A 23,878-nucleotide genomic window follows, 5' to 3' on the forward strand; every position below is an offset into this window, starting at 1 on the left:
TCCGATGAAAACCAGTGTCAGCCGCTTCCTGGCGCCGCTCGCCGCGTTCGCGGTGGCCGCCTCGCTCACGGCGTGCGGTGGCTCCGACGAGCCGTCGTCATCGTCCGACCCGATCACCGTCTGGATGCACCCGGTGATCGCCGACCAGCAGGCCAGTACGGCGTACTGGGCGCAGATCGAGAAGGACTTCGAGGCGGCCAACGCCGGGACCGACGTGAAGATCGAGCTGGTGCCGTGGGAGAACCGGGACCAGAAGCTCGCCACCGCGTTCTCCGGCGGCAAGGGTCCGGACATCGTCCTGCTGAACCCCGACCAGGTCCCGCAGTACGTGAAGAACGGATCGCTGGCGCCCGTCGACAAGGTGCTCGAGCCGGCCAAGAGCAACTTCCTGCCGGCCGCCGTCAAGGCGCTGACCGTCGACGGCAAGGTCTACGCCGCGCCGATCTACCACACGGTCACGACGACCATGTACAACAAGAAGCTGCTCGACAAGGCCGGCATCACCACGCCGCCGCAGACCTGGGACGAGATCAAGGCGGCCGCGCCGAAACTCAAGGCCGCCGGGGTCGCGACCCTCGACTACTCGGCCTTGCCCGCCGCGACGCTGAACCTCAACTTCTACCCGCTGCTCTGGCAGGCCGGTGGCTCGGTCTTCTCCGAGGACGGCAAGAAGGCCGCCTTCAACCAGGCGCCCGGTGTCGAGGCGCTCACCTTCCTGACCACCCTGTTCAACCAGGGCGCGATCCCCAAGAGCGCGCTGTCCAAGGGCAACGTGGTCGCTGACGCGGCGCTGGGCAAGCAGGAGGTGGCGATGGGCTTCAACAACTCGCCGGCCGACGCCGCGGTGGCGGCGACCAGCTGGGGTGCGGGCAACGTCATCATCGGGCTTCCGCTGAAGGGCAAGAAGCAGATCACCTTCGGCACGCCAGGCGGGCTGGCCATCAACGCGGCATCGAAGAACGCGGCCGGGGCGGAGAAGTTCCTCGCCTTCATGACGGACCCGAAGCAGCTGATCAGCCTCGGGACCGCGTCCGGCTTCCTGTCGCCGCGGACCGACGCGAAGATCCCCGCCAAGGACGCGCAGGCGGAGAAGTTCGCCGCCGCCCTCGAGTACGCCTACCCGGGCGAGCCGAACCCGGCCGCCCGTCAGGTGATGTCGCTGCTCGCCGTGGAACTGCAGGCCGCACTGAGCGGCAAGAAAACGCCTCAACAGGCCCTGGACGACGCTGCCAAGCAGGCTGACGACCTGCTGTCGAGACAGCGTTGAGCTCACGGGGAGGTCGCGCGGCAATGACGGAGGGAGGCCGCGCGGCAACCCCGGGAGATGAGAACCAGGCGACAGACTCGGCCGCGCGGGCGGCGCGTCCGGGTCTGTCGCCGCGGTTCCCTCGTCGGCGCGGGGCTCGCCTGTACCGGCCCCGCCGGCGCCTGTCCCGCCGTTCGCTCGCGGGGTTGTTGTTCGTGGCACCGATGCTGGTGCTGTTCGTGGTCTTCCGGTTCGTCCCGGTGGTGGGTGCGTTCCTGCTCTCGCTGACCGACTACCGGCTCAGCGGCCAGTGGTCGTTCATTGCCCTGGACAACTATTCCCGGCTGCTCGGGGACAAGCTGTTCCACGAGAGCCTGCTGGTCACCCTCACCTACACGGTGATCTTCGTGCCGCTGACCGTCCTGCTGTCCCTCGGTACGGCGCTGCTGCTGCACCAGGTGGTCTGGAGCCGCGGCTTCTTCCGCGGGGTGTTCTTCCTGCCCTACGTCACCAGCATCGTGCTCGCGGCGGTGGTCTGGAAGTGGATCTACGACGCCGAGGACGGCCTGCTCAACGGCGTCCTCGGACTGCTCTCCCTCGGCCCGTTCGACTATCTCGGCGAGGCCGGGCTGGTGCTGCCCTCGATCGCGCTGACCTCGGCCTGGAAGGGTTTCGGCTATTCGATGCTGATCCTGCTGGCGGGGCTGCAGGCCGTCCCGCAGTCCTACCTGGAGGCGGCGATGATCGACGGCGCGGGCCGGTGGCAACGGTTCCGGTACGTCACGCTTCCGCAGTTGCGGCCGGTGCTGTTCTTCGTGCTGGTGATCGAGACGATCGGCGCGTTCCAGGTCTTCGACGCGATGTACGTGATGACCGGGGGCGGCCCGATCCGGGCCAGCTACTCGCTGGTCTACCTGCTCTACGACTCCGGCTTCAGGTTCTTCGACTTCGGCTACGCGAGCGCGATCGGGCTGGTGCTGTTCCTGATCGTGCTGGTCGTCTCGCTGGTCCAGCGCCGGCTGGTCGGGAGGGACGACTGATGAGCGCTGCACTCTCGGCTTCCGCTCGGCGATCGCCTGGTCGAGGTGGCCGCTCTGCCGTCTCACCGGCCCGGCTGACGTTGCCGACGCTGCTCACGCTGACCGCGATCGTGACGATCGTCCCGTTCGTGGCGATGGTGCTGGTCGCCTTCGCCCCGCCGAGTGGCGAGACCTTCCCCGCCGCGTTCGACTTGTCCCGCTGGACCTGGCAGAACTTCTCCACTGTGCTGTCCAGCTCGGACGTCCCGCGCTGGACGCTGAACTCGCTGATCTACTCGGTCGGCTCAGTGGTCTTCGTCCTGCTGTTCGCCGCGATGGCCGGCTACGCCTTCGCGAAGAAACGCTTCCCCGGCCGGGAGGTGATCTTCTGGGCGTTCCTGGCGACGCTGATGGTGCCTTTCCAGGCGACCCTGATCCCGTCGTACATCCTGGTCTCGAAGCTGGGCTGGGTGGACGGCTACTGGGGGCTGGTGGTGCCGACGCTGGCGAACTCGCAGGCGGTCTTCCTGATGCGGCAGTTCATCAGCCAGTTGCCGGACGAACTGTTCGAGGCCGCCGAGATCGACGGCGCTTCGGAGTGGCGCACCTTCACCACGATCGTGCTGCCGCTGGTCCGCCCGGCGCTCGCGACGCTCGGCATCTTCGTGTTCCTGTGGCACTGGAACGACTTCCTCTGGCCGCTGGTGATCGGCCAGTCGGCGCACATGCAAACGCTGACCGTCGGGCTGGCCAGCATGCAGAGCGAGGCCGTCCCGATCAACCAACTCATGGCCGGGGCGACCATCACCGTGATCCCGAGTCTGCTCGTGTTCGGGTTGCTGCAGCGCTATCTGACCGACAGCATTGCGATGACAGGTCTCAAAGCCTAGAGATTGCCGAAGGCCTCGATCGCGCGGAGGGCGTCGGCTTGCGGCATGCCGGGGGGCTGGATGCGCAGGACGAGTCCGTCGGCGCCGAGCTCTTCGTAGTACTGGATTCTCTCGGTGCACTCGGCCGGTGAGCCGATGATGCTGCGGGCAACGATGTCGTCCCAGCCCTGGGTGTAGCGCGACGCGTCGGCGGAAGTGCGCTTCCAGCCGGTGTAGGCGTCGTAGAGGTCGCGCAGCGGTTCCTCCAGTGCCTGCCTGGCCGCCTGCGAGGTCGGTGCGCAGAAGGCCTCCCGGCAGACGATGACCTCGGCACCCAAGGTGTGCTCGCCGCGCTGGTACGACCGGTACTCCGCGATCTTCGCCGGCAGGTCGGCGTCCAGTTCGTTGAACGAGGTGGTCCAGCCGTCGCACATCCGCGCGGTGCGTTCGAGCATCGCCGAGACGCGGCCGCCGTTCCAGATCCGCGGTCTCGGCTGCTGGACCGGCTTCGGCGACAGGAACGCCTCGTCGAGCTTGGTGAACCGGCCGTCGTAACTGACCTTGTCCTCGGTCCAGAGCCTGGTCAGGATGGTGAGGCACTCCTCGAACCGCGCGACCCGCTCGGCCTGTGTGACGCCGTACAGGGCGAACTCCTCGGGCCGGTAGCCGAGCACGAAGCCGGCGGTCAGCCGGCCGCCCGACAGTACGTCGAGATGCGCGAGCGTCTCGGCCAGCACGACCGGCTGGTAGAGCGGCGCCACGATGCCGGCGGTGGCGATGCCGATCCGCTCGGTCTTGGCGGCCAGCCAGGTCAGCGAGGTGAGGATTTCGTGGTAGCCCGGGCGGTGCAGATGCCGCTCGCCGAGCACCACCCAGTCGAACCCGGCCTGCTCGGCCAGCCGGGCCTGCTCGACCCCGTCCTCCAGCGACGGGCGGTCCGCCGGGTCGCCGTACAGGTTCAGATAGAGCCCCAGCCGCATGGGTGCCGCCTTCCGTCCATTGACATCGACCGACCTCGCTACTTACGGTCTTGACCGTAAATGCTTTCCTCGTGGCGCGCGACCCCAAGGAGCAGATTTGTGAGTGTCGCATCGCAGCCTGTCGGACTGCCGGCCGCCGCGGCCGCCGGCTCGATCGCCCGGATCCGGACCCGGGTGGTGCGCGCGGCGTACCGGCGACCGTTCCGGATCAGCAGTGGGGTGAGCAACGAGCTGGTCAGCCTGGTGGTGGAGGTCGAGACGACCGACGGGGTGATCGGCATCGGAGAGACGTCGCCGATGACGGCGTACACGGGTGAGACGCTGGCCGGCGTCACCACGGCGATCGAGGAGCACCTCGCGCCGGCCCTGATCGGCCATGACCCGCTCGACCGGGCCGGTGCGCACCTGGTGATGGACACGGCGCTGCGCGGGCAGCATGTGGCCAAGTCCGGGCTCGACATCGCCCTGTACGACCTGGCTGGGCAGCTCAGTGGCTGGCCGGTCCACGTCCTGCTGGGCGGCAGCATCCGCTCACGAGTGGAGACGGCATGGGTTGTCGGGCTCGGCACGCTGGACGAGATGGCTGCGGAAGCCGCGGAGTACGCGGAGCGCGGGTTCCGGCACCTGAAGGTCAAGGGCGGCGAGGACCCGGCCAGGGACATCGAGCTGGTCCGTGCTGTTCTTGCTGCGCTCCCGCCGGGGGCTGAGCTGTGCCTGGACGCTAACGAGGGCTATGACGCCGCTACTGCGCTGCCAGTGCTCTCCAAGATGGCCGACGCCGGTCTGGCGCTTGTAGAGCAGCCGCTGCCGCGCTGGGACCTGGCAGGACTCGTGCGGCTCCGGGAGCGGCTCGACCTGCGTCTGATGGTCGACGAGAGCATGCAGTCGCTGCAGGACGCCTTAGAGATCGTACGGCGGGGTGCGGCCGACGTACTGAACATCAAGATCCTCAAGGTGGGTGGTCTGCATCGTGCTCTGCAGATAGCCCATGTGGCCGAGGCAGCTGGGCTGGCGGTCAAGGTGGGGTCCATGCCGGAGCTGGGCGTGGCGACACTCGCGGCGGTGCACCTGGCGGCCGCAGTACCGGGGGCTACTGTCCCGGCTGATCTCGTAGGGCCGCTGCTCGTCCGTGAGGAGCCGCTGGCTCCCAAGACCTTCAGTGACGTCAACGGGTGGGTCGAAGTGCCTACGCGGCCGGGGCTGGGACACGACCTCTGATGCATCCATTTGTCGAGAAGCTGCGCGGCACATTGCTTCCTGCTGTCGTCACGCCGATGGACAGCTCGGGTGTGGTGGCTTACGAGGCTCTGGAGTCCTACGCCTCCGCTATTGCAGCCGGGCCGATCGGTGGGGTGGCTGTGTGGGCTCATACCGGCCGGGGGCTCTACCTGAGCGAGGCGGATCGCGGGAAGGTGCTGGCGACTTGGCGTGCTGCGACTAGGGCTCCTTTGGTGGCGGGGGTTGGGGTGCCTCGTAGTACTGGGGCTGGGAGCTTGCAGGAAGCTGAGGACGCCACTGTGGCCATGGCTGTCAGCGCAGCGGACCTTGGGGCTGATGCGGTCATGGTCTATCCGCTGGCTGTCTATGGCTCGTTGCCAGACGGAGACGCTGCGGCTGTGCGGCTGCATCAGCGGGTGGCGGCGGAGAGTGGGCTGCCGCTGGTTGGCTTCTACCTGCATGGCGAGGCTGGTGGGTACCCCTATCCGCCCGCGTTGATCAAGGAGCTGTTGTCACTTCCAGAGATGCTCGGGGTGAAGACGGCGACGCTCGACCGGGCCATCGACTGCCAGGACGCGATCTGGGCGGGACGTAGTACGGGGAAGTTGTTGATCACGGGCGAGGACCGGATGTACGGGCCGTCGATGATGTGGGGGGCCGACACCGCGCTGGTCGGGATCGCGGCGGCGCAGGTGGAGTTGTCGGCCGCAGTACTGCGTGCTTGGACCGGCGGGGATCACGCCGGCTTCTTGGCTGCTTCGGAGCGGTTGGATCGGTTCGCTGCGGCGACTTTCTACGCTCCGATCGAGGGCTACGTGCAACGCATGCTCTGGGCCGCGGCGTGGGAAGGCCTGTTGCCGGAGGAAGCGTCATATGACCCCTACGGTCCCGCGCTGCCGTCGTCCGAGCGCGACCTGGTCATTCGCTGCCTCGAAGGCTTGTGAAGAGGTTCTCGGCGTTCTCTGACAACACCTGACGTAGCTCTGGCTCGGTGAAGCCCGCGTCGCGGATGACGCCGAGGGAGATGCAGGGGTCGATCAGCGTCGAGTCGGTGCCGAACAGGAACTGCTCCATCGGTACGCCGTGGGCGCGGGCGTAGCTGATCCGGCCGGCGTCCGTGACCGTGCGGCAGTGCTCGAGGAAGAGGCGATCACACTGCGCGGCCGCCCTCGCCGCCTCCCTCCATGCGTCGCCACCCGCATGACCGGCGATCACTTTGAGATGGGGCCGGTTCTCCAGCATCTCTGGAAGGTTGGCGACGTCGCTCCCCCAGGTGTGCAGCAGCAACGGCACACCCACTTCGTCCAGCATGTCGAACGTCTCCGCCATCAACGGCGACCCGATCGGCACTCCTGGATAGGTCGTGTGGATCTTCGCCCCCACGAATCTTCCTGTGCTGAGGCAATCCTTCAGATCCTCAGCGCTGCGCTCCAGCCGATTGGCGTTCACTACGGCGTACCCGAACAGCCTCGGTTGCTCTTGAAGGACTTCAGCCAGCTTCGCGTTCCCCGCCACCGCGTCGTACACGACGGCCTCGGCCGCGGACACGATCTGCACGTCGATCCCGTACCGATCCATCAGCTCGAGGTTGAGCGCGACGTCCCCCACATCCATGTGAAACGGCCACGGCCCCCAGTGCCCGTGCACATCGATGATCCGCATCACCGCAACTTCTCCAGCATCTTCTGAACGTTGCCCCCAGCAATCAACGCTCTCTCTTCGGGAGTGATCCGCGCATACCGCAACCGCAACGTCTGCGGCGACACATCCATCAACGGAGTCCGCGACCCGAACACCAGATGCTCCGCACCGACGCTGCCCACCACCCGCTCGATTCCGTCGGGGCTCGACAACATCCGCGTAGTAGCCCTGAACCCCGGCTCCCCTTTCGCCATCAGAAGGAAGTCCCCCAGCAAATACCCATGCAGGTCAAGAAAAACCACCTCGGCCCCCCGCCCCGCCAGGAGCCCCCCAAACACCCGAGGATCCCCGTCCTGCAACAACACCATCCCGCGCTCGATCGCAGCCGCCACCACCGCCCGGTACGACGGCGTGTCGCCGTGCGCCCCTTGCTGCACAGTGAACAGTCGCAGGCACCGAACCCCCTGCTCCACCAGCGCGTCCAGCTGCTCGCCTGCGCCCACCGCATCGCGCAGGTCGACCGTCCCGACCGGGACAAGCCCGTCACCGGCCGCGGCGATGGTCTCCGCGTTGCCACTGGCCGCGTCGAAGAGCGCGCCGCGCGTGGAGATGGCCAGCGCGTGACGGATGTGCGAGCGCGACAAGTGCGCACGGAGTCCCGCGGCATCGGTGTCGGTGGGATGGGACGGCCAGGCGCCGAAGAGGACGTCTACGTCGTACTGGATGTGTTCTTCGGGTGTCCGGGTCAGCCAGTCAGGCATCAGAGTGGACCTTCCGGATTGCGCGGGCGATGTCGTCGACGTCGGTCTCCGTGTACCCCTCGTTCCACGGCAGCACCACGAGGGTTCGGTCGATCAGTCGCTCCGCGTTCGGGCACAGGCCCGCCGGGTAGTCGCGATCCAGCGGATAGCGCGAAGTTCCATACACCGGGCCACTGAAGACCGGGTTCGCATATAACGGCCGCTCCAGATACCCAGCCGTCGCCGGCACCCCCTCGGCGGTCAGCCCGTCAGCCCACCGTCGGTTGTCATCAACAATCATTGGAAACAACCAGAACGCATGCCCAGCCAGCGACGGCAGCCCAACCTCGACCCCCTCAAGAGCCGCGACCAACTGCTCCGCTGCCTCCCGGCGACGCTTCACCACCTCGGCGACCTTGCCGAGTTGCGCTCGCGCGACCGCCGCGACCAGTTCCGTCATCCGGTAGTTCAGCCCGAGCACCAGATGTACCCGCCCACCCGAGCGATCCCACCCCTTGTCCATGAAGAGCCGCATCCGCGCCGCAAACTCAGGATCAGCCGTGATCGCCAGCCCACCATCCCCGGTGGTGATGTGCTTGTACTGCTGCAAGCTGAAACAGGCAATGTCCCCAACCGTCCCCAGCAAGGCACCCTCGGCCGTAGTACCGAGCCACGCCTGAGCGCAGTCCTCGATCAGCACCAACCCATGCCGATCGGCAACCGCCCGCAACCCGACCACATCGGCAGCGGCGCCAAACAGATGCACCACGATGATCGCCCGAGTCCGCGGCGTGATGGCCGCCTCCACCGCCACCGGATCCAGGTTCCCCGTCGCCGGATCCACATCAGCAAACACCGGTACGCCGTTCTGCGCGAGGATCGGCCCGACCGTCCCGAAATCGGAGATCGGCGTGGTGATCACCTCGTCGCCCGGCTCGAACCGCCCCGCCGCGACCGCCAGGTGCAGCGCCGCAGTACCCGAGCTGCACGCGACCGCCGATCGCCCGTAGAGCGAGGCCATCTCGGCTTCCAGCGCTCGCGTTTCGCCGCCGAAGGTGCTGCAGAGCACGGCCGAGTCGAGCACCCGCAACACGGCCGCGCGCTCCTCGGATCCGATGGTTCGCCCGTCCGGTTCGAGCACCCCGGGCAGCGGCGTACGGCGTACTGGAGCTCCGGACATGAGCGGCCCCCGAGATCTGCAGCAATTTAGGTCTTGACCGAAACCTAGGAGACGGCGTCAGATGGCGTCAAGGGTTGCCTCGGATCGCGCAAGCCGTGCGCTAAAGTGCGATTTGAGGGCCGGACCACAAGACGTCCGGCGCCGGCCTGGGGCGAAAACGACCATCTCGGGGACCCAATGAGGAGTGCACCGCAGTGATCAGCGTCGGGATCATCGGTCCGGAGGACCTGGTCCAGCGCGTCCTCGCCGTCGGTACTGCGAACCACCCGGCGACGCTGGTCCCGCTGCCCTACCGGCACGAGACGGAGGCCGTCGAGCTGGTCGAGCAGGTCCGCGAGCAGGTGGACGCGATCCTCTTCACCGGCGTCGTGCCGTTCACGATCGCCACCGAAGCCGGCGTGATCGACCGCCCGGCGATGTACGTCTCGTACGACGGTGCCACGCTGCTGCGCGCACTCGTCGAGCTGCTCCGCCTCGGCCACGACGTGACCCGGTTGTCGATCGACACCCTGCGCCGCAGCGAAGTGTTCGAGACGCTGATCGAGGCGAAGCTCCCCACCGACGACATCCACGTCCTGCCATATCGCGCGGGTCTCACCTCGGACGACATCGTCACGTTCCACCGCAATGCGCAGGAGCAGCACGACACCAAGGTCGCGATCAGCTGTCTCGGTTCGGCCTTCCACCTGTTGGAGAACGAGATGCCGTCGGTGCGGCTCGCACCTTCGCGGTACTCGATCCAGTCGACCCTGCAGGCTCTCGTCCTCACCACCACCGGCCAACACGTCGGCGACGCGCAGGTCGCGCTCGGCGTCATCGAGCTGCCCGAACCGGACGACGCGCTGGCACGCGACCTGATCACGCTCGGCGGCAGCCTCGCAGTACTGCCCGACGGCCGGAACCTGGTCGTCACCACTCGCGGCCTGCTCGAGCAAGCCACCGAGCAGTTCAGCCGGATGCCGCTGCTCGACGCCCTGGCGGCTCGGCACGCGACGGCGCGTGTCGGCTTCGGAGTCGGCCGTACTGCGGCCGAGGCCGAGGCACTGGCCCGCCGCGCGGTCAGCCGCGCCGCGTCGATGGGGCCGGTGGCTGGTGTGGTCTCCATGTCGGACGACGTCGAGATCGTCATCGAACCGTCCAGCGACCAGGACCAGCGAACGGTCGACCGCGGCCCGGAATCCCTACCCCTGCTGGCCCGCCGCGTCGGCCTCAACACCCAAACCCTGTCCCGCATGCGCGAACTAGTCGCCACCCTCCCCGACGGCCTGACAACTCAAGACGTCGCCGAGCACCTAGCAGTACAACTCCGCACCGCCCGCCGAGTCCTCAAACGCCTAGAACGAGCCGGCCTAGCCGACCCCATAGGCAGCCAACAACACGGCCGCACCGGCCGCCCACCCACGGTCTACCTCATCCGGCTCTAGCCGGGGCCGCCGCCAACGGCGGCGCTAGCGAGGTGGTCAGGGCTTGATGATGGTCATGCCGGGTGGCGTGCCGTGACTCATGGCCTCGAGCGCTGCCGGTACCTCGTCCAACGTGATCGTCCGGGTGATCAACTCAGCAGGGGCGAGGTTGCCGGAGGCAACGAGCCCGAGCACCTCGGGGTAGGCGTGAGCCGGCATGCCGTGGCTGCCGAGCCATTCCAGTTCCTGGCCGATCAACCGGCCCACGTCGAGTTGGACTGCGCCTGGCAGCAACCCCACCTGCACGTGCCGCCCTCGCGGCCGCAAGGTCTTCAGCGCGTTCTGCACGATGGCGGCCGACCCGAGGGCATCGATCGTCACCTGTGCCCCACTACCGGTCAGCTCCAGCAGCTCCGGCACAACGTTCTCCGACGACAGCACCATCTCAGCGGCACCGTACGAGCGGGCCAGCTCCAAGGCGGCCGGGTTCGTGTCGACTGCGATCACCCGGGCGCCGAGCGCGGCCGCGATCATCACCGCGGACAGGCCGACTCCGCCGCAGCCGAAGATCACCACGTTCTCGCCTGCCGCCACCCGCCCGACCTGCCGCACAGCGCGGTACGACGTGGCGAAGCGGCAGCCCAGTCCGGCCGCAGTGCCGAAGTCGAGGTCGTCCGGGAGGCGGATCAGGTTCACCTCGGCGAACGGCAGCGCGACGTACTCCGCGAACGAACCCCAGTAGTTGAAGCCTGGCTGCAGCTGGTTCGGGCAGACCTGATGGTTGCCCTCCAGGCACTGCTCGCAAGACCCGCAGGCGCAGATGAACGGCGAGGTCACCCGATCCCCCACCGCCCAACCGGAGACCCCTGAGCCCACCGCCGCGATGGTCCCGGCCAGCTCATGTCCCGGCACATGGGGCAGGACGATGTCCGGGTCGTGCCCCTGCCAGGCGTGCCAGTCGCTCCGGCACAACCCGGTCGCCTCCACCTTCAGGACCACCCCGCCGGGCTGGACCTCAGGCTCGGGCACCTCCCGCACCACCGGCAGTACGCCGTACTGGTCGATCACGATCGCGCGCATCGGGTCATCCTATCCATTGGGTTTGCATGATCATGCAGAGCAGTGCATACTTATTCTCATGTCCAAGGTCATCACGTCTCTGCCCGTCGGTGAACGGGTCGGCATCGCCTTCTCCGGGGGTCTCGATACGTCGGTCGCGGTCGCGTGGATGCGCGACAAGGGCGCCGTGCCCTGCACCTACACCGCCGACATCGGCCAGTACGACGAACCCGACATCGACTCGGTCCCCGGTCGCGCCAAGGCGTACGGCGCCGAGATCTCCCGGCTGGTCGACTGCCGTGCGGCGCTGGTCGAGGAGGGGCTGGCCGCGCTGACCTGCGGCGCGTTCCACATCCGCACCGGCGGCCGGGCGTACTTCAACACCACCCCGCTGGGCCGGGCGGTGACCGGCACGCTGCTGGTCCGCGCGATGCTCGAGGACAACGTCCAGATCTGGGGCGACGGCTCGACCTTCAAGGGCAACGACATCGAGCGGTTCTACCGGTACGGGCTGCTCACCAACCCGAACCTGCGGATCTACAAGCCGTGGCTCGACGCCGCCTTCGTCACCGAGCTCGGCGGGCGCAAGGAGATGAGCGAGTGGCTGCTCGCCCACGACCTGCCGTACCGGGACAGCACCGAGAAGGCGTACTCGACCGACGCGAACATCTGGGGCGCGACGCACGAGGCGAAGACGCTGGAGCACCTCGACACCGGGGTGGAAACCGTCACCCCGATCATGGGCGTGAAGTTCTGGGACCCCGAGGTCGAGATCGCCACCGAGGACGTCACGATCGGCTTCGTCCAGGGCCGGCCGGTGACGATCAACGGCAAGGAGTTCGGCTCCGCGGTCGACCTGGTACTGGAGGCGAACGCGATCGGTGGCCGGCACGGGCTGGGCATGTCGGACCAGATCGAGAACCGGATCATCGAGGCGAAGAGCCGCGGCATCTACGAGGCGCCGGGGATGGCGCTGCTGCACGCGGCGTACGAGCGGCTGGTGAACGCGATCCACAACGAGGACACCATCGCGGCGTACCACAACGAGGGACGCAAGCTCGGGCGGCTGATGTACGAGGGTCGCTGGCTGGACCCGCAGGCGCTGATGATCCGGGAGTCGCTGCAGCGGTGGGTCGGCTCGGCGATCACCGGTGAGGTCACGCTGCGGCTGCGGCGGGGCGAGGACTACTCGATCCTCGACACCACCGGACCGGCGTTCAGCTACCACCCGGACAAGCTGTCGATGGAGCGCACCGAGGACTCCGCCTTCGGCCCGGTCGACCGGATCGGCCAGCTCACCATGCGCAACCTGGACATCGCCGACTCCCGCGCCAAGCTGGAGCAGTACGCCGGCCTCGGCATGATCGGCACAGCCCACGCCGAACTCCTCGGCGCCGACACCACCCTGATCGGCGAAATGACCCAGGGCGGAGCCGACGCCATCGCCTCCCGAGGCCAGGTCAACCCCGACGACGAACTCCTCGACAACGCCGCGATGGAATTCGGCACCGACTGACCCAGCAACAGACAACCACAAGAACAAAAACTCTTGAAAACAAAGAAAATTCTTGTGTTTGGCTGAGGTTCTCGTCGTAGAGATGAGGCGGAAGACCACCGCGGTGGCGCGGCTTGTCTTCCGCCTTGTTGCTTGTCGGTGCCCGCCAGTTGCCGGCTGATGCACCTACGGTTGCTCGCCTCGCGGTTGCTCGCCACGCGAGGCGAGCCGGAGGCGAGCGAGCACGCTCGCCCCTACCGCACCGCGCGAACTCCTACGCATTTTCGCCGTTGTGGAGTGCTGTCAGCCGCCGGCTACGGCGGGGATGATGGAGACCTGGCCGCCGTCTTTGATGGTGGTTTGGAGGCCTTCGGCGAAGCGGACGTCGTCGTTGTCTACGTAGATGTTGACGAAGCGGCGCAGTTCGCCGGATTCGTCGAGGACTCGGCTCTTGATGCCGGGGTACGACGTGTCGAGGGAGTCCAGGACCTCGCTCAGGGTGGAGCCGTCGACGGAGACCTCGGATGCGCCCTGGGTGTAGGGGCGCAGGATGGTCGGGACACGGACGCTGACGCTCACTGCAAACCAGCCTTCACGAAGGCGTCGTACGACGCGGGGATGGTGACCTTCGGGCCGACCCGGTCGGCCACGGCGTCGAGCGTCTTGAGCCCGTCGCCGGAGTTGATGATGACGGTTTCGGCGTCGGGGTCGAGCTGGCCGGTCTCGATCAGCTTCTTCAGCGTCGCGACCGTCACGCCACCGGCGGTCTCGGTGAAGATGCCCTCAGTCCGGGCCAGCAACTGGATGCCCTCGACAACCTCTTCGTCGCTGACGTCCTCGATCACCCCGCCGGTACGCCGGGCCACGTCCAGCACGTACGGCCCGTCGGCCGGGTTCCCGATCGCCAGCGACTTCGCGATGGTGTCCGGCTTGACCGGCTTCACCACGTCGTGGCCGTCGCGGAACGCCTGCGCCACCGGCGAGCACCCGGTCGCCTGCGCGCCGTAGATCTTGTAGTCGGTCGCGTCGACCAGCCCGAGCTTGCCGAGCTCGGTGAAGCCCTTGTCGATCTTGGTCAGCTGCGAGCCGGACGCGACCGGGATCACCACCTGCTGCGGGATCCGCCAGCCGAGCTGCTCGGCGATCTCGAAGGCGAGCGTCTTGGAGCCTTCGGAGTAGTACGGCCGGACGTTGACGTTCACGAACGCCCAGCCTTCCTCCTCACCGGCGATCTCGGAGGCGAGCTTGTTGACGTCGTCGTAGTTGCCCTCGACGGCCACCAGCGTTCCGCCGTACACGGCGGTGGTGATGATCTTGGGGCGCTCGAGGTCCTGCGGGATGAACACGACCGAGCGGATCCCGGCCCGGGCGGCGGCCGCGGCGACCGCGTTCGCCAGGTTGCCGGTGGAGGGGCAGGCGAAGACCTTCATGCCGAGCTCGCGGGTGGCGCTCAGGGCGGACGCGACGACCCGGTCCTTGAACGAGTGGGTCGGGTTGCCCGAGTCGTCCTTCACCCACAGCTTGCGCAGGCCGAGCTCGCGGGCCAGGTTGCCGGCGTCGATCAGCCGGGTGTAGCCGGGCTCGGTGTTCGGGAAGCTGGCCACGTCGACGGGGACGGGCAGCAGCGGCTGGTAGCGCCAGATGTTCTTGGGTCCGGCTTCGATCTGCTCACGCGTGATGGTCGGGAACTCGTACCCGACCTCCAGCGGACCGAAGCACTCCATACAGGCGTAGAACGGACCGAGTTCGGACTTCGCGCCACAAGCGCGACAGCTCAGGTGCGTTCCGTTGCCGAAGGCACCTTCACGGATGGTGTGGGTGGTCGGCGCGGTGCTCAGGCTCATGGCGGAGTTTTCCCTCCTCATCTTCCCCGGGCCGGATCTCGGCACAGGACGGATTTGGCACCGTTCCACCGCCGGAAGCCTCGGATCGAGACGCCGAACGGGGAGGGTTGCCGGGACTTCAACGGGCCGTTTCCCTCAGTCCCTCTGGATGAGCACTGCCGAGGTTACCCAATCGGGTCCATATTGTGTCTTCGGTTCCCACCATGCGAGACAGCCGATCTCAGCTCGCGCGCGGCTCAGGCGTGACCGCCGGCCCTCGGCCGGCCGCCTCCGGCCCGCTTTCGCGGAAGGTCCGCCGGTACGCCGAAGGCGACGTCCGCAGCACCTTGCCGAAGTGGTGCCGCATCGTCACCGCGGTGGTGAACCCGGCCGCCACCGCGATCTCCTCCACCGGCGCATCCCCGGTTTCCAGCATCGTCAGCGCCGCCTGCAAGCGTTGCGCGATCAGCCACTTGGCCGGCGTCGTACCGGTCGCTCGAACGAAATGCCGCAGATAGGTCCGTGGTGACAGCCCGGCTTCCCGCGCCAGATCCGGTACGCCGATGGGCTCGGCCAAGTGCTCCAACGCCCACCCGAGACTCCGAGCGACCGGCGAGTCGTCCGGCTCCGGCGGCAGCGGCGACTCGATGTACTGCGCTTGGCCACCGGCCCGATACGGCTGAATCACGAGTCGGCGAGCAACCGCGTTGGCGACGGCTGCGCCGAAATCCTTCCGGACCAGATGCATCGCGAGGTCGAGCCCGGCAGCGCAACCCGCGCTCGTGAGCACGTCACCCTCGTCGGTGTAGAGCGGCTCCGGGTCCACCAGGACAGCAGGGTGGAGCTCGCGCAGCAGTTCGGCGTACCGCCAGTGCGTGGTTGCGCGACGGCCGTCCAGCAGCCCGGCGGCGGCGAGTGCGAAGGCGCCTGAGCAGATCGACACGATGCGAGCACCGCGAGTATGAGCGTGCTGCAGCGCCTCGATGAGTTGCGGTGACGTCGGCCCGCGCGGATCGGCGACGCTGGGGATGACGACCGTGTCGGCCGCGGCGAACTCCGCCAGCCCGTGCGGGCTGCTCATCGTCGCGCCACCGATCACCCGGATCGGCTCCGGCGTCTCGGTGCAGACCTTCAGCTCGTACCAGGGCTGGTCGAGGTCCGGCCAGACGAACCCGAACACCTCCATCACAATGCCGGCCTCGAACCCGGTCATCCCGTCGTAGGCGAGCACGGACACCGTCGGCCGGACCAGCTCCACCTGCTTCTTCCCGACCATGTGTCGAAATCTTAGCGATCGTGGTCAGCTGCGCCACTTCTGTGACGGCAGCAGAACTCGCAGGATGGAGCCATGTTCGAGAAACTGAAGGATTTCGCCGCCGGGATCGCCGCCGCCGGAGCGGTCCGGCACGGCGCCGAACCTCCGGCCCGGGCGCTCAACCCTCGCGGCGCCGCTCGACCATCCGCATCATCGGAGTCGCTGCGACGCCGTGAACAAGCACACTCAGCGCGATACAGAACCCGACCGTCGCCCACAACCACGGCAGATCCGCACTGAATTCGGACCCCGCATAAGCCAGATAGAAAACCGAGCCCACACCCCGTACGCCGAAGGCGGCTGTCACCCATCGCTCCGACTGCCGCAGCCGAGTACCGGCCAGGGAGAACCAAGCGACCAAGGGCCGGACCACCAGCACCAGCAGGAGCCCGATCGCGGCCCCTCCCCAGGTCAGCGGTGTCAGCAGTCCTCCGGTGATGGCCACTCCGAGCAGGAGCAGAATCCCCCACGTGAAGATGTGCTCGAGTTGCTCCAAGAACCCGTGCAGTTCGCCGTGAAAGTCGTGGCTGCGCTCGGCTGCCCGGATCGTCAACGCGGCAACGAAAACGGCGACGAAGCCGTAGCCGTGCAGCACTTCCGCGAGACCGTAGACGCCCAGCGTCATGGCCAGAGCCATCACCGGTTCGCGAAAGTTCGACAGCCGCAGGGTCGGCAACGGCGCCGCGAAGGCCATCTTCCCGAGCAACCAGCCGGCCCCGACTCCGACGGCCACACCGATCACCATCTTGCCGATCAGGTGCCAGGCGATCCACTCGAGTCCCCAGCCCCCGACCGTGCCTTTGGTGGCGGCGAAGATCGCGGCGTACACGAAGGGGAAGGCGAGCCCGTCGTTCAGGCCCGCCTCCGAGGTGAGCGCGAGCCGGATCTCGTCGTCCTCCTCAGGCTCCGCGCCCGCACCGGTCGAAGGCCCCTGCACCTGTACGTCGGACGCGAGCACCGGATCGGTGGGCGCCAGCACCGCGCCGACCAGCAAAGCCGTGGCGGGCGCCAGTCCGAGCAGCCAGCCGACACCGGCGACGGCGGCGATACAGGCCGGCAACGCGACGAGGAGAAGGCGCCAGGTCGCGCTCCATCGCCTCCACCCGATCGGCCGGTCGATGGCCAGACCGACGCCCATCAACGAGAGCAGGAGCGTCAGTTCGGCGAGATGCTCGGTCAACTCGGGTTCCGTGATCGGACTCAGCCGGCTCCGGTCGACGAACGCGCCCAGGAGCAAACCCGCACTGAGGAAGGCGATCGGCGCCGACACCGCGTACCGGCGCAGCAGCCGCGGCAGGACGGCGCCGACCAGAAGAGCAATGCCGGCCACCAGGTACAGGCCGTCCCCGTCAATTGTCATTGCCGGCCCAGTGCCCAGATCGCGCTCTTTCCACCGCTGGGCCGGCAACTCCACTTCAGCGGCTGACGCGGCTCTGCATCTCCGTGGCGAACGTCTGGATCGCCATCTGCATCCTCGCCAGCTCCACCGGGTCCGAGAACGCCTCGCTCAGCATGCTCGGATCGACGTCGTACAAGTGCGTCTGCAGCCACCACACGTTGCCCACCGGGTCCTTCACCCGGCAGCCACGATCGCCGGTGACCTTCGACTCCGTCATCTCGGTCACGACCGTCGCGCCGGCCTCGAGCGCCCGCGCGAACACCTGGTCCACGTCGTCGATGTACACGCTGAGAAAGGCCGGCGTGTCCGGCCAGTCCGGCTGCGCGTCGAAGGCCATCAGCACCGACTGGCCCACCGTGATCTCGGCATGCCCGATGCTGCCGTCCTGATTCGGCACCACCAGCGAGGGCTTCACCTGAAAGGTCTGTTCGACGAACTCGAGGAACTGGGCCACACCCTTCACCACGACGTACGGAGTGACTGTCGACTTACCACCGGGAATCTGCGTCATGACCTCAGTTTGCACTCGGATAGAGGACAGGTTGTGTCCTCTATCCGACACTTCGATCAGAACCGTCAGCGACCGGCTAGCGAAGGCGGTGGGTGGCGCCGGGAGTGTGGGTCGGGAGGGACTTGCGGGGGCCATAGCGAGGGTGGCTGATGCCGGCGAGGCCCAGGAGGGCCTGGACCCGGAAGCGGTGACCTCGGTAGGGCTCGATGACCTCGGCGCAACCATCGTCGTCCAGTTCCTCGCCGGTGAGCGCATAGGAGACGCTGCGCGAGACGTGATAGTCCGCGAAGGAGAACGCATCGGCATCACCGTGAGCGCGCTGCCGGACCTCCGCAGCCGTCCACACGCCCACACCAGGCAGCGACCGCAACCGCCGCTCGACCTCGGCGCCGTCGCTCAGCTCCAGCGTCCGCTCCAACGCGGCAGCCCGGGTCGCCGCCGTGATCACCACCCGCGACCGTCGCCCCTCGACGCCCGCCCGCAACCACTGCCACGACGGAATCAGCCGCCACTCCTCCGGTGCGGGCGGCACCATCATCTTCCGCCCGTCCGGCGACCCTGGCCCGGGCGCCGGTTCGCCGTACTCGCGCAACAGCATCCGCCACCCCGCGAACGCCTCCTTGCCGGTCACCACCTGCTCGATCCCAGCAGCAGCCATCGCCTCGAAAACCGCTCGCGTCCGCGGCACCCGGAAGTACGAGAACCGCCGAGCCGCGTCGACCAGCGCCCGATGCTCCGCCAACGGCTCGAACCCGTCCCAGCTGTCGGCCTCCCCCAACAGCTCAGGCACGCCATCCAGCGCCCACCCAGAACCCGGCCCCCACGCCTCGGCCTCGACCTCACCCAACGCGGAGTACGGCGTCAAACGCAGCAGTACGGGCCCGTCCGGCGTACGAGTAGCCCGCCACACCGTCCGCCGCCCCGTCTCGAACACGTACGCCGGGTCGCCAGGCCCCTTCCGCAAGCCACCGATCACCGTGTGCGGATCCGCCACCCGACCAGGTCGCCACCGCCGAACCACAGAACTCACACCCGTCAGTCTGACCCACCCCACCGACAACGGTCCGTCGGGCCGGTGACTGCCGGGGTCGTGCGGCTGATACTGGGCGTGGGAGGTGGGCCATGTCGGGGTGGCAGGCGGTGAAGCTGGTGGGGAACGTGCTGAACCTGTCGACGCTCTTCGGGTTCCTCGTCGGGCTGATCGGGCGGGCAAGGTTCAGTCGAGGGCCGCGAGGGCTGGTCTATGCGACCGGGTACAGGTTGCGCTTTCCGGTAGCGGGGGCATTCACGATCGGCAATCTGGTGCTGAGCAAGCACGATCGCGCGTACTTCGACGAGCGGCCGGGGCTGGTCCAGCACGAGGAACGGCACTCGTGGCAGTACTTCTGCCTGGTCGGCCTTCCCCTGCTTCCGTTGTACCTCGTCGGCGCCGCCTGGTCCTGGCTGCGGACCGGCTGCCCGGCCTCCCGCAACCCGTTCGAACGGCTCGCCAACCTCAAGGACGGCAACTACGACGAGAAACCGCCGCAGCCCTTCGCCCTGACGCTGAACCAGACGTTCAGCGGGCTGCGATCGCGTCCGAAAGGGCCGTGAGGACGGTGACTACGCCTGCTGGGTCGTCCACGACGATGTCGGCAGCGTCAGTGAGTGCAGTAGCACCCGAGGAACGAGCAGCAACCAGTACTGCGTACAGGCCGTCAGCCCGCAACGCGTCGAGCGCTTGGAAGGCGGCCAGGTCGCCCAGGTCGTCACCGGCGTACAGGACAGATCGGGCGTCAGTGCTGGCGATCAGGCGGCGCATGGCGACGCCCTTGTCGATACCGGGTGGGCGGAGCTCGAGCACCAGGTTGCCTGGCTCCAGGCGGAGGTCTACCGACTCGGCGAGGTCTTTCAGCGGCTGGCGCAGTGTCTCCAGAGCAGGCACCGGTTCGGGCAGCCGGCGGGTGTGGACTGCCAGGGAGCTGCCCTTGTCCTCTACGAACGCGTCCGGCAGGCCCACCTCGTGCAGCAGCCCTGGCAGCTTCTCCCGAGCGACAGCAACGCCAGCAGGCACCGGGTCGCTGGTGACGGCGCCAGTCGACGCCTCCCACCGCTCAAGCCCGTAGTGGCCCAGTACTACGAGCCCACCGAGCCCTGGATGGCCCGTGACCCCAGCGAGCTCTGTGGCGACCAGTGCGGGCCGGCCGGTCACGATCGCCACCTGCTTCACCGAGCGCGCCAGCCGGGCCAGCGCGTCCAGAGCGCCGTCGACCGCGCGGGACATCGACGGATCTTCGACCAGTGGCGAGAGCACGCCGTCGAAGTCCGAGGCGATCACCGCCCCGGCCGGGTCCGCGACGATCGCTTCCCAGCCCTCCCGCCCGGCGGCAGTCGCGAGTTCGGGGATGCTCATCCGGCGTAGTCCGTGGTCAGGATGACGCTGAGGCGGTCCTTCTTCATGTTCGGCAGGGCTTCCTTGGTCCGGCCGACGCCGATGTCCCTGGCCAGCTGGTTGGCCTCGGCCTGCATACCGGCCGGGAAGTACACCGTGCTGGTGACGATCTTGCCGTGCCAGTTGTCCTTGCCGGTGACGATCCAGCCGCTCTGCCGGGCCCGGATCGCGACTTCCTCGGCCAGGCCCTTGCGGGCGGTGTTGTTGTACACCTCGACTGCCGGGCGCTCGGAGGCTGGGATCGATGCCGGTGCGGTCGGCGGTGCGGTCGGCTTACCCGAAGGCTCACCGGACGGCTCGGCAGTCGGCGCACTGCTCGGTGCGCTGGTCGGTGCCTCAGGCGTCGGCGCGGGCGACGTCGGCGCACTGCTCGGCCCAGGCGTCGGCCCGTTGGTCGGCGCTGTCGCCGACGGCTTCCCCGCACTGGTCGGCGGCGTGGCCTTCGGTGACGACTTCTCGGTGGGCTTGGTCTGGTCGGCCACGCTGTCGTTACCGCGGGTGCCGAACAGCACCAGCAGGCCGCCGACGATCGCGACGACGGCGAGCACGGCAACGAGGGACGAGAGGACCTGGCCCTTTTCGTCCTGAGAGCGGTTCAAGGTTCAGACCTCGATGCCCAGGCGGCGGGCGGATCGGGCTCGCTGGCGGGCGGCGCGCAGCCGGCGCAGCCGCTTCACCAGGAGAGGGTCGTGGGCGAGAGCCTCGGGCCGGTCGATCAGGGCGTTGAGCACCTGGTAGTAGCGGGTGGCCGACATCTGGAACTGGTCCCGGATCGCCTGCTCCTTGGCACCGGCGTACTTCCACCAGTGCCGCTCGAAGCCGAGGATGGCACCGTCCCGGTCGGACAACCCAGCGACGGCCGGCTGGGCTGCTTCGGCGGGGCCGGAAGAGCTGGCGTTGGCGCTGTCCATCTGCTGGTGACTCCCGTGCGGTCGGTGATCGTCCGTCCGCGTTCCACCCTACGCGGTGAAACACAGCAATGTCATTCACCGCGCAGGTACCCAGCGTGTGTCGTGGGTAGCGTCCCACGAGACACCAGGCAGACGGCCGGGCGGGCTCAACTCTGGCAGGATCGACGGTGTGAGCTCAACTCGACAGGGCCCCGGCGACGTGTCGCCCGGCCCGCGAACCGCCGTCGCGACGGTCGAGGAGCTGCAGAACCGGTACGCCGAGCTGAACCCTCTGGTGAACGCTGTCTGCACCCCGAATCCGGCCGCTCTGACCGAAGCCGCCCGCCTCGACACGGAGCGTGACGACGGCCGGGTGCGCGGTCCACTGCACGGCCTGCCGGTGCTGGTGAAGGACAACATCGACACCTTCGACCTGCCGACCACGGCCGGCTCACTGGCGCTGGCGGACCAGCCGCCTCCACCGCACGACGCCCCACTCGTACGCCGCCTGCGGGAGGCGGGCTGCATCATCCTGGGCAAGACCAACCTGAGCGAGTGGGCCAACTTCCGCGGCTCCTCCTCGTCGTCCGGCTGGAGCGCGTACGGCGGGCTCACCCGCAACCCGTACGCCCTCAATCGTTCCGCCGGCGGCTCGTCCAGCGGGTCGGGCGCGGCCGTCGCCGCCGGACTCGCCGACCTTTCGATCGGGACGGAAACCAACGGCTCGATCGTCTGCCCGGCCGCACTCAACGGCATCGTCGGGCTCAAACCGACCGTCGGCCTGATTCCCCAGCAGGGCATCGTCCCGCTCAGTCATTCGCAGGACACCGCCGGGCCGATGACCAAGACGGTTCGGCAGGCCGCCGCGCTGCTCGCCGTGATGACCGGCGGGGGCACGGACTACGAGGCAAGCTGCGAGGGGGACGACCTCACCGGCGTTCGCATCGGAGTACCGCGGGGGCCTTTGTGGGGGTATTCGAAGCCCCTCGACCAGGTGACCGAAGAGGCGCTGGCGTTGTTGTCCAGGGCGGGGGCGACCATCGTCGACCCGCTGTCGCTGCCGTCGCCGGGTAGTGAAGAGGACCAGTTGGCAGTCCTCGAGTACGAGATGAAGGTCGATCTCGCCGCATACCTGGCGACCCGGCGCCCGGGCGGCCCGCGCAGCCTTGCGGACGTGATTGCCTTCAACAAGGCCCATGCCGACGTCGAGCTCCGGTACTTCGGCCAGGAGCTCTTCGAGCGCTCCGAGCGGACCGACGGACTCGACTCGGCGGTCTACGTGGCCGCCCGGCTGTCCGCGTTGCGGGCCGGTCGCGACGGTATCGACAACCTGCTCCGCGACCACCAGCTCGACGCCCTGGTCACGCCGGCGTACTCACCGGCCTGGGCGATCGACCTGGTCAACGGCGATCACGTGCTCGGCAGCTCGTCGACGCATGCCGCGCTGGCCGGCTACCCGCTGATCGCCGTACCGTCGGGTCTGGTCGAGGGATTGCCGGTCGGGATCACCTTCAGCGGCACCGGTCGCAGTGATGCCACCCTCATTCGCTTGGCGCACGCGTTCGAAACGGCGAGAATCAAGGCTCACGGCCCGTTCCCGACCCCGGAGTTCAGACAGTGGGTATAGATCGCGTCCGCTGGGGAATCGTTGCTACTGGCAACATCTCCACCTCCTTCACCAAGGACCTCGCCCTGCTTGGCGACGAGGCCGTGGTGACGGCTGTCGCCTCGCGGTCGCTGGAGAACGCGCACAAGTTCGCCGACGAGTTCGGCATCGAGCACCGCTACGACGACTATCGCCGGCTGCTCGACGACGGCGTGGTCGACGTCCTCTACATCGGTACTCCGCACCCGCAGCACTACGCGGTCGCGCGAGCCGCTCTGCAGGCCAAGATCGCGGTGCTCTGCGAGAAGCCGGTCACGCTGACCGCGAAACAGGCGCGCGACCTGGTCGCCGTGGCGGTCGAGAACAACACGCTCTTCGCCGAAGCGATGTGGATGCGCACGAACCCCGTCGTGAAGGCGTTCTTCGCCGATCTGGAGACCGGCGTCATCGGGGAGCCGATGGAGGCGCTCGCGGACTTCGGCTTCTACAAGCCCAACCCGCCGGCCCGCCTGCTCGACCACGCGCTGGGCGGCGGCTCACTGATGGACGGCGGCATCTACCCGATGACGTTCGTGCACATGGCCCTGGGCAAGCCCGCCGAGGTGAAGGCCGTCGGCTCGCTCAATGACGACGGCGTCGATCTCAACGTCGCGATGGCCTGGCGGTACGACTCCGGCGCCGTCGCGGCCCTCACCTGTGGGCTCCGCTCGCAGAACCCGTTCACCGCTTCCGTCAGCGGGCCCGAGGGCAGTTTGTTGCTCCCGTCCCGCTTTCACCACCCCGAGTACTACGTGCGCAGTACGGCGTCCGGCCAGGAGCGGATCGCAGTGCCGATTCCTTCCCCGCCCCACCACCCCGGTCAGGCCACGGCGCATGGGCTTGGGTACCACTACGAAGCAGCCGAGGTGATGCAGGCGCTGCGCGCCGGGCTGGTGGAATGCCCCGCCCTCCCGCATGCCGCCACGATCGAGATCCTCGAACTGCTCGACGAGACGCGTAGACAGATCGGGGTCAGCTACCCCGGCGACGACGAAGACCTGGGTGGATAACAAC

Annotated in this window: 24 protein-coding genes and 1 riboswitch; of the genes, 10 read left to right on the top strand and 14 right to left on the bottom strand. The window is 68.0% G+C overall.

The window, feature by feature from the left end:
• Positions 1-4 precede the first annotated feature (4 nt).
• The 3 genes from AB0F51_RS26270 (at position 5) to AB0F51_RS26280 (ending at position 3,155) form a co-directional block, all read left to right on the top strand.
• A complete protein-coding gene (locus AB0F51_RS26270) occupies positions 5-1,267 on the top strand; it encodes a sugar ABC transporter substrate-binding protein (protein ID WP_360284241.1) in 1,263 nt (420 codons plus the stop codon).
• Positions 1,268-1,470: 203 nt separating this feature from the next.
• Entirely contained in the window at positions 1,471-2,286 is an 816-nt protein-coding gene (locus tag AB0F51_RS26275) for a sugar ABC transporter permease (RefSeq protein WP_360284459.1), read from the top strand.
• Positions 2,286-3,155, top strand: a complete 870-nt coding sequence (locus tag AB0F51_RS26280) for a carbohydrate ABC transporter permease (protein WP_360284242.1) — start codon at positions 2,286-2,288, stop codon at positions 3,153-3,155. Before AB0F51_RS26275 ends, AB0F51_RS26280 begins: the two co-directional genes overlap by 1 nt.
• On the opposite strand, the gene AB0F51_RS26285 is transcribed toward AB0F51_RS26280, so the two are convergent.
• On the bottom strand, positions 3,152-4,114 hold the full coding sequence (locus AB0F51_RS26285) for an LLM class flavin-dependent oxidoreductase (protein WP_360284243.1): 963 nt from the start codon (positions 4,112-4,114) through the stop codon (positions 3,152-3,154). The two genes, AB0F51_RS26280 and AB0F51_RS26285, sit on opposite strands and share 4 nt — an antisense overlap.
• 99 nt (positions 4,115-4,213) lie before the next feature.
• Here AB0F51_RS26285 and AB0F51_RS26290 point away from each other — a divergent pair, with 99 nt between their 5' ends.
• Positions 4,214-5,332 carry a dipeptide epimerase gene (locus tag AB0F51_RS26290; protein ID WP_360284244.1) on the top strand — a complete coding sequence of 373 codons (1,119 nt, stop codon included), beginning with the start codon at positions 4,214-4,216 and terminating at the stop codon, positions 5,330-5,332.
• Complete coding sequence (locus AB0F51_RS26295; RefSeq protein ID WP_360284245.1) at positions 5,332-6,276, top strand: dihydrodipicolinate synthase family protein; 945 nt, start codon at positions 5,332-5,334, stop codon at positions 6,274-6,276. Before AB0F51_RS26290 ends, AB0F51_RS26295 begins: the two co-directional genes overlap by 1 nt.
• On the opposite strand, the gene AB0F51_RS26300 is transcribed toward AB0F51_RS26295, so the two are convergent.
• The 3 genes from AB0F51_RS26300 to AB0F51_RS26310 are packed head-to-tail and all read right to left on the bottom strand — an operon-like array spanning position 6,251 to position 8,893.
• Positions 6,251-6,994, bottom strand: a complete 744-nt coding sequence (locus AB0F51_RS26300) for an amidohydrolase family protein (protein WP_360284246.1) — start codon at positions 6,992-6,994, stop codon at positions 6,251-6,253. The genes AB0F51_RS26295 and AB0F51_RS26300 overlap by 26 nt on opposite strands.
• Positions 6,994-7,734: a hypothetical protein gene (locus AB0F51_RS26305; RefSeq protein WP_360284247.1), complete on the bottom strand. Its 741-nt coding sequence runs from the start codon at positions 7,732-7,734 to the stop codon at positions 6,994-6,996. The genes AB0F51_RS26300 and AB0F51_RS26305 overlap by 1 nt, the downstream gene beginning before the upstream one ends.
• Positions 7,727-8,893 (bottom strand): DegT/DnrJ/EryC1/StrS family aminotransferase, encoded by a 1,167-nt coding sequence (locus AB0F51_RS26310; RefSeq protein WP_360284248.1) that lies wholly within the window; start codon positions 8,891-8,893, stop codon positions 7,727-7,729. The genes AB0F51_RS26305 and AB0F51_RS26310 overlap by 8 nt, the downstream gene beginning before the upstream one ends.
• 194 nt (positions 8,894-9,087) lie before the next feature.
• Between AB0F51_RS26310 and AB0F51_RS26315 the strand changes: the two genes are divergently transcribed.
• The gene (locus tag AB0F51_RS26315) at positions 9,088-10,317 is read left to right on the top strand and encodes a helix-turn-helix domain-containing protein (protein WP_360284249.1); all 1,230 of its coding nucleotides are present in this window, start codon (positions 9,088-9,090) and stop codon (positions 10,315-10,317) included.
• 36 nt (positions 10,318-10,353) lie between these two features.
• Here the strand turns inward: AB0F51_RS26315 and AB0F51_RS26320 are convergent, their stop codons facing one another.
• Complete coding sequence (locus tag AB0F51_RS26320) at positions 10,354-11,376, bottom strand: zinc-dependent alcohol dehydrogenase family protein (RefSeq protein ID WP_360284250.1); 1,023 nt, start codon at positions 11,374-11,376, stop codon at positions 10,354-10,356.
• 58 nt (positions 11,377-11,434) lie between these two features.
• On the opposite strand from AB0F51_RS26320, the gene argG reads away from it, so the two are divergent.
• On the top strand, positions 11,435-12,871 hold the full coding sequence (argG, locus tag AB0F51_RS26325) for an argininosuccinate synthase (RefSeq protein WP_360284251.1): 1,437 nt from the start codon (positions 11,435-11,437) through the stop codon (positions 12,869-12,871).
• 282 nt (positions 12,872-13,153) lie between these two features.
• On the opposite strand, the gene AB0F51_RS26330 is transcribed toward argG, so the two are convergent.
• The 6 genes from AB0F51_RS26330 to AB0F51_RS26355 all read right to left on the bottom strand — a co-directional run bounded on the left by AB0F51_RS26330 (position 13,154) and on the right by AB0F51_RS26355 (position 18,928).
• Positions 13,154-13,429, bottom strand: a complete 276-nt coding sequence (locus AB0F51_RS26330; protein WP_360284252.1) for a ubiquitin-like small modifier protein 1 — start codon at positions 13,427-13,429, stop codon at positions 13,154-13,156.
• Positions 13,426-14,694, bottom strand: a complete 1,269-nt coding sequence (thrC, locus tag AB0F51_RS26335; protein WP_360284253.1) for a threonine synthase — start codon at positions 14,692-14,694, stop codon at positions 13,426-13,428. The genes AB0F51_RS26330 and thrC overlap by 4 nt, the downstream gene beginning before the upstream one ends.
• 14 nt (positions 14,695-14,708) lie before the next feature.
• A riboswitch (SAM riboswitch) is annotated at positions 14,709-14,849 on the bottom strand.
• Between the two features lie 65 nt (positions 14,850-14,914).
• Positions 14,915-15,949 (bottom strand): helix-turn-helix domain-containing protein, encoded by a 1,035-nt coding sequence (locus AB0F51_RS26340; protein ID WP_360284254.1) that lies wholly within the window; start codon positions 15,947-15,949, stop codon positions 14,915-14,917.
• Between the two features lie 157 nt (positions 15,950-16,106).
• Entirely contained in the window at positions 16,107-17,348 is a 1,242-nt protein-coding gene (locus AB0F51_RS26345; RefSeq protein WP_360284255.1) for a cation:proton antiporter, read from the bottom strand.
• 55 nt (positions 17,349-17,403) lie between these two features.
• Positions 17,404-17,898 (bottom strand): VOC family protein, encoded by a 495-nt coding sequence (locus AB0F51_RS26350; RefSeq protein ID WP_360284256.1) that lies wholly within the window; start codon positions 17,896-17,898, stop codon positions 17,404-17,406.
• A gap of 76 nt (positions 17,899-17,974) precedes the next feature.
• Entirely contained in the window at positions 17,975-18,928 is a 954-nt protein-coding gene (locus AB0F51_RS26355) for a DNA-3-methyladenine glycosylase 2 family protein (RefSeq protein WP_360284257.1), read from the bottom strand.
• Positions 18,929-19,020: 92 nt separating this feature from the next.
• Between AB0F51_RS26355 and AB0F51_RS26360 the strand changes: the two genes are divergently transcribed.
• Complete coding sequence (locus tag AB0F51_RS26360) at positions 19,021-19,491, top strand: hypothetical protein (protein WP_360284258.1); 471 nt, start codon at positions 19,021-19,023, stop codon at positions 19,489-19,491.
• Here AB0F51_RS26360 and otsB read toward each other — a convergent pair.
• From otsB to AB0F51_RS26375, 3 genes are read right to left on the bottom strand one after another with little or no spacing between them, the layout of a single operon-like run.
• Positions 19,457-20,290, bottom strand: a complete 834-nt coding sequence (otsB, locus tag AB0F51_RS26365; protein ID WP_360284259.1) for a trehalose-phosphatase — start codon at positions 20,288-20,290, stop codon at positions 19,457-19,459. The genes AB0F51_RS26360 and otsB overlap by 35 nt on opposite strands.
• The gene (locus AB0F51_RS26370) at positions 20,287-20,928 is read right to left on the bottom strand and encodes a LytR C-terminal domain-containing protein (protein ID WP_360284260.1); all 642 of its coding nucleotides are present in this window, start codon (positions 20,926-20,928) and stop codon (positions 20,287-20,289) included. Before AB0F51_RS26370 ends, otsB begins: the two co-directional genes overlap by 4 nt.
• 3 nt (positions 20,929-20,931) lie before the next feature.
• Positions 20,932-21,240, bottom strand: a complete 309-nt coding sequence (locus AB0F51_RS26375; RefSeq protein ID WP_026162776.1) for a DUF3263 domain-containing protein — start codon at positions 21,238-21,240, stop codon at positions 20,932-20,934.
• 169 nt (positions 21,241-21,409) lie between these two features.
• Here AB0F51_RS26375 and AB0F51_RS26380 point away from each other — a divergent pair, with 169 nt between their 5' ends.
• Positions 21,410-22,846 carry an amidase gene (locus AB0F51_RS26380; protein ID WP_360284261.1) on the top strand — a complete coding sequence of 479 codons (1,437 nt, stop codon included), beginning with the start codon at positions 21,410-21,412 and terminating at the stop codon, positions 22,844-22,846.
• Positions 22,837-23,874, top strand: a complete 1,038-nt coding sequence (locus AB0F51_RS26385; protein ID WP_360284262.1) for a Gfo/Idh/MocA family oxidoreductase — start codon at positions 22,837-22,839, stop codon at positions 23,872-23,874. The genes AB0F51_RS26380 and AB0F51_RS26385 overlap by 10 nt, the downstream gene beginning before the upstream one ends.
• Positions 23,875-23,878 lie beyond the last annotated feature (4 nt).

Origin of the sequence: Kribbella sp. NPDC023855 (genome assembly GCF_040639475.1) — a bacterium.
Taxonomy (GTDB): domain Bacteria; phylum Actinomycetota; class Actinomycetes; order Propionibacteriales; family Kribbellaceae; genus Kribbella.

Coding starts and splice junctions, on each gene's coding strand:
- AB0F51_RS26310 (WP_360284248.1), bottom strand. CDS start 8,893: ATGTCCGGAGCTCCAGTACGCCGTACGCCGCTGCCCGGGGTGCTCGAA.
- thrC (WP_360284253.1), bottom strand. CDS start 14,694: ATGAGCCTGAGCACCGCGCCGACCACCCACACCATCCGTGAAGGTGCC.
- argG (WP_360284251.1), top strand. CDS start 11,435: ATGTCCAAGGTCATCACGTCTCTGCCCGTCGGTGAACGGGTCGGCATC.
- AB0F51_RS26350 (WP_360284256.1), bottom strand. CDS start 17,898: ATGACGCAGATTCCCGGTGGTAAGTCGACAGTCACTCCGTACGTCGTG.
- otsB (WP_360284259.1), bottom strand. CDS start 20,290: ATGAGCATCCCCGAACTCGCGACTGCCGCCGGGCGGGAGGGCTGGGAA.
- AB0F51_RS26295 (WP_360284245.1), top strand. CDS start 5,332: ATGCATCCATTTGTCGAGAAGCTGCGCGGCACATTGCTTCCTGCTGTC.
- AB0F51_RS26375 (WP_026162776.1), bottom strand. CDS start 21,240: ATGGACAGCGCCAACGCCAGCTCTTCCGGCCCCGCCGAAGCAGCCCAG.
- AB0F51_RS26320 (WP_360284250.1), bottom strand. CDS start 11,376: ATGCGCGCGATCGTGATCGACCAGTACGGCGTACTGCCGGTGGTGCGG.
- AB0F51_RS26345 (WP_360284255.1), bottom strand. CDS start 17,348: ATGACAATTGACGGGGACGGCCTGTACCTGGTGGCCGGCATTGCTCTT.
- AB0F51_RS26280 (WP_360284242.1), top strand. CDS start 2,286: ATGAGCGCTGCACTCTCGGCTTCCGCTCGGCGATCGCCTGGTCGAGGT.
- AB0F51_RS26300 (WP_360284246.1), bottom strand. CDS start 6,994: ATGCGGATCATCGATGTGCACGGGCACTGGGGGCCGTGGCCGTTTCAC.
- AB0F51_RS26360 (WP_360284258.1), top strand. CDS start 19,021: ATGTCGGGGTGGCAGGCGGTGAAGCTGGTGGGGAACGTGCTGAACCTG.
- AB0F51_RS26270 (WP_360284241.1), top strand. CDS start 5: ATGAAAACCAGTGTCAGCCGCTTCCTGGCGCCGCTCGCCGCGTTCGCG.
- AB0F51_RS26340 (WP_360284254.1), bottom strand. CDS start 15,949: ATGGTCGGGAAGAAGCAGGTGGAGCTGGTCCGGCCGACGGTGTCCGTG.
- AB0F51_RS26285 (WP_360284243.1), bottom strand. CDS start 4,114: ATGCGGCTGGGGCTCTATCTGAACCTGTACGGCGACCCGGCGGACCGC.
- AB0F51_RS26305 (WP_360284247.1), bottom strand. CDS start 7,734: ATGCCTGACTGGCTGACCCGGACACCCGAAGAACACATCCAGTACGAC.
- AB0F51_RS26275 (WP_360284459.1), top strand. CDS start 1,471: ATGCTGGTGCTGTTCGTGGTCTTCCGGTTCGTCCCGGTGGTGGGTGCG.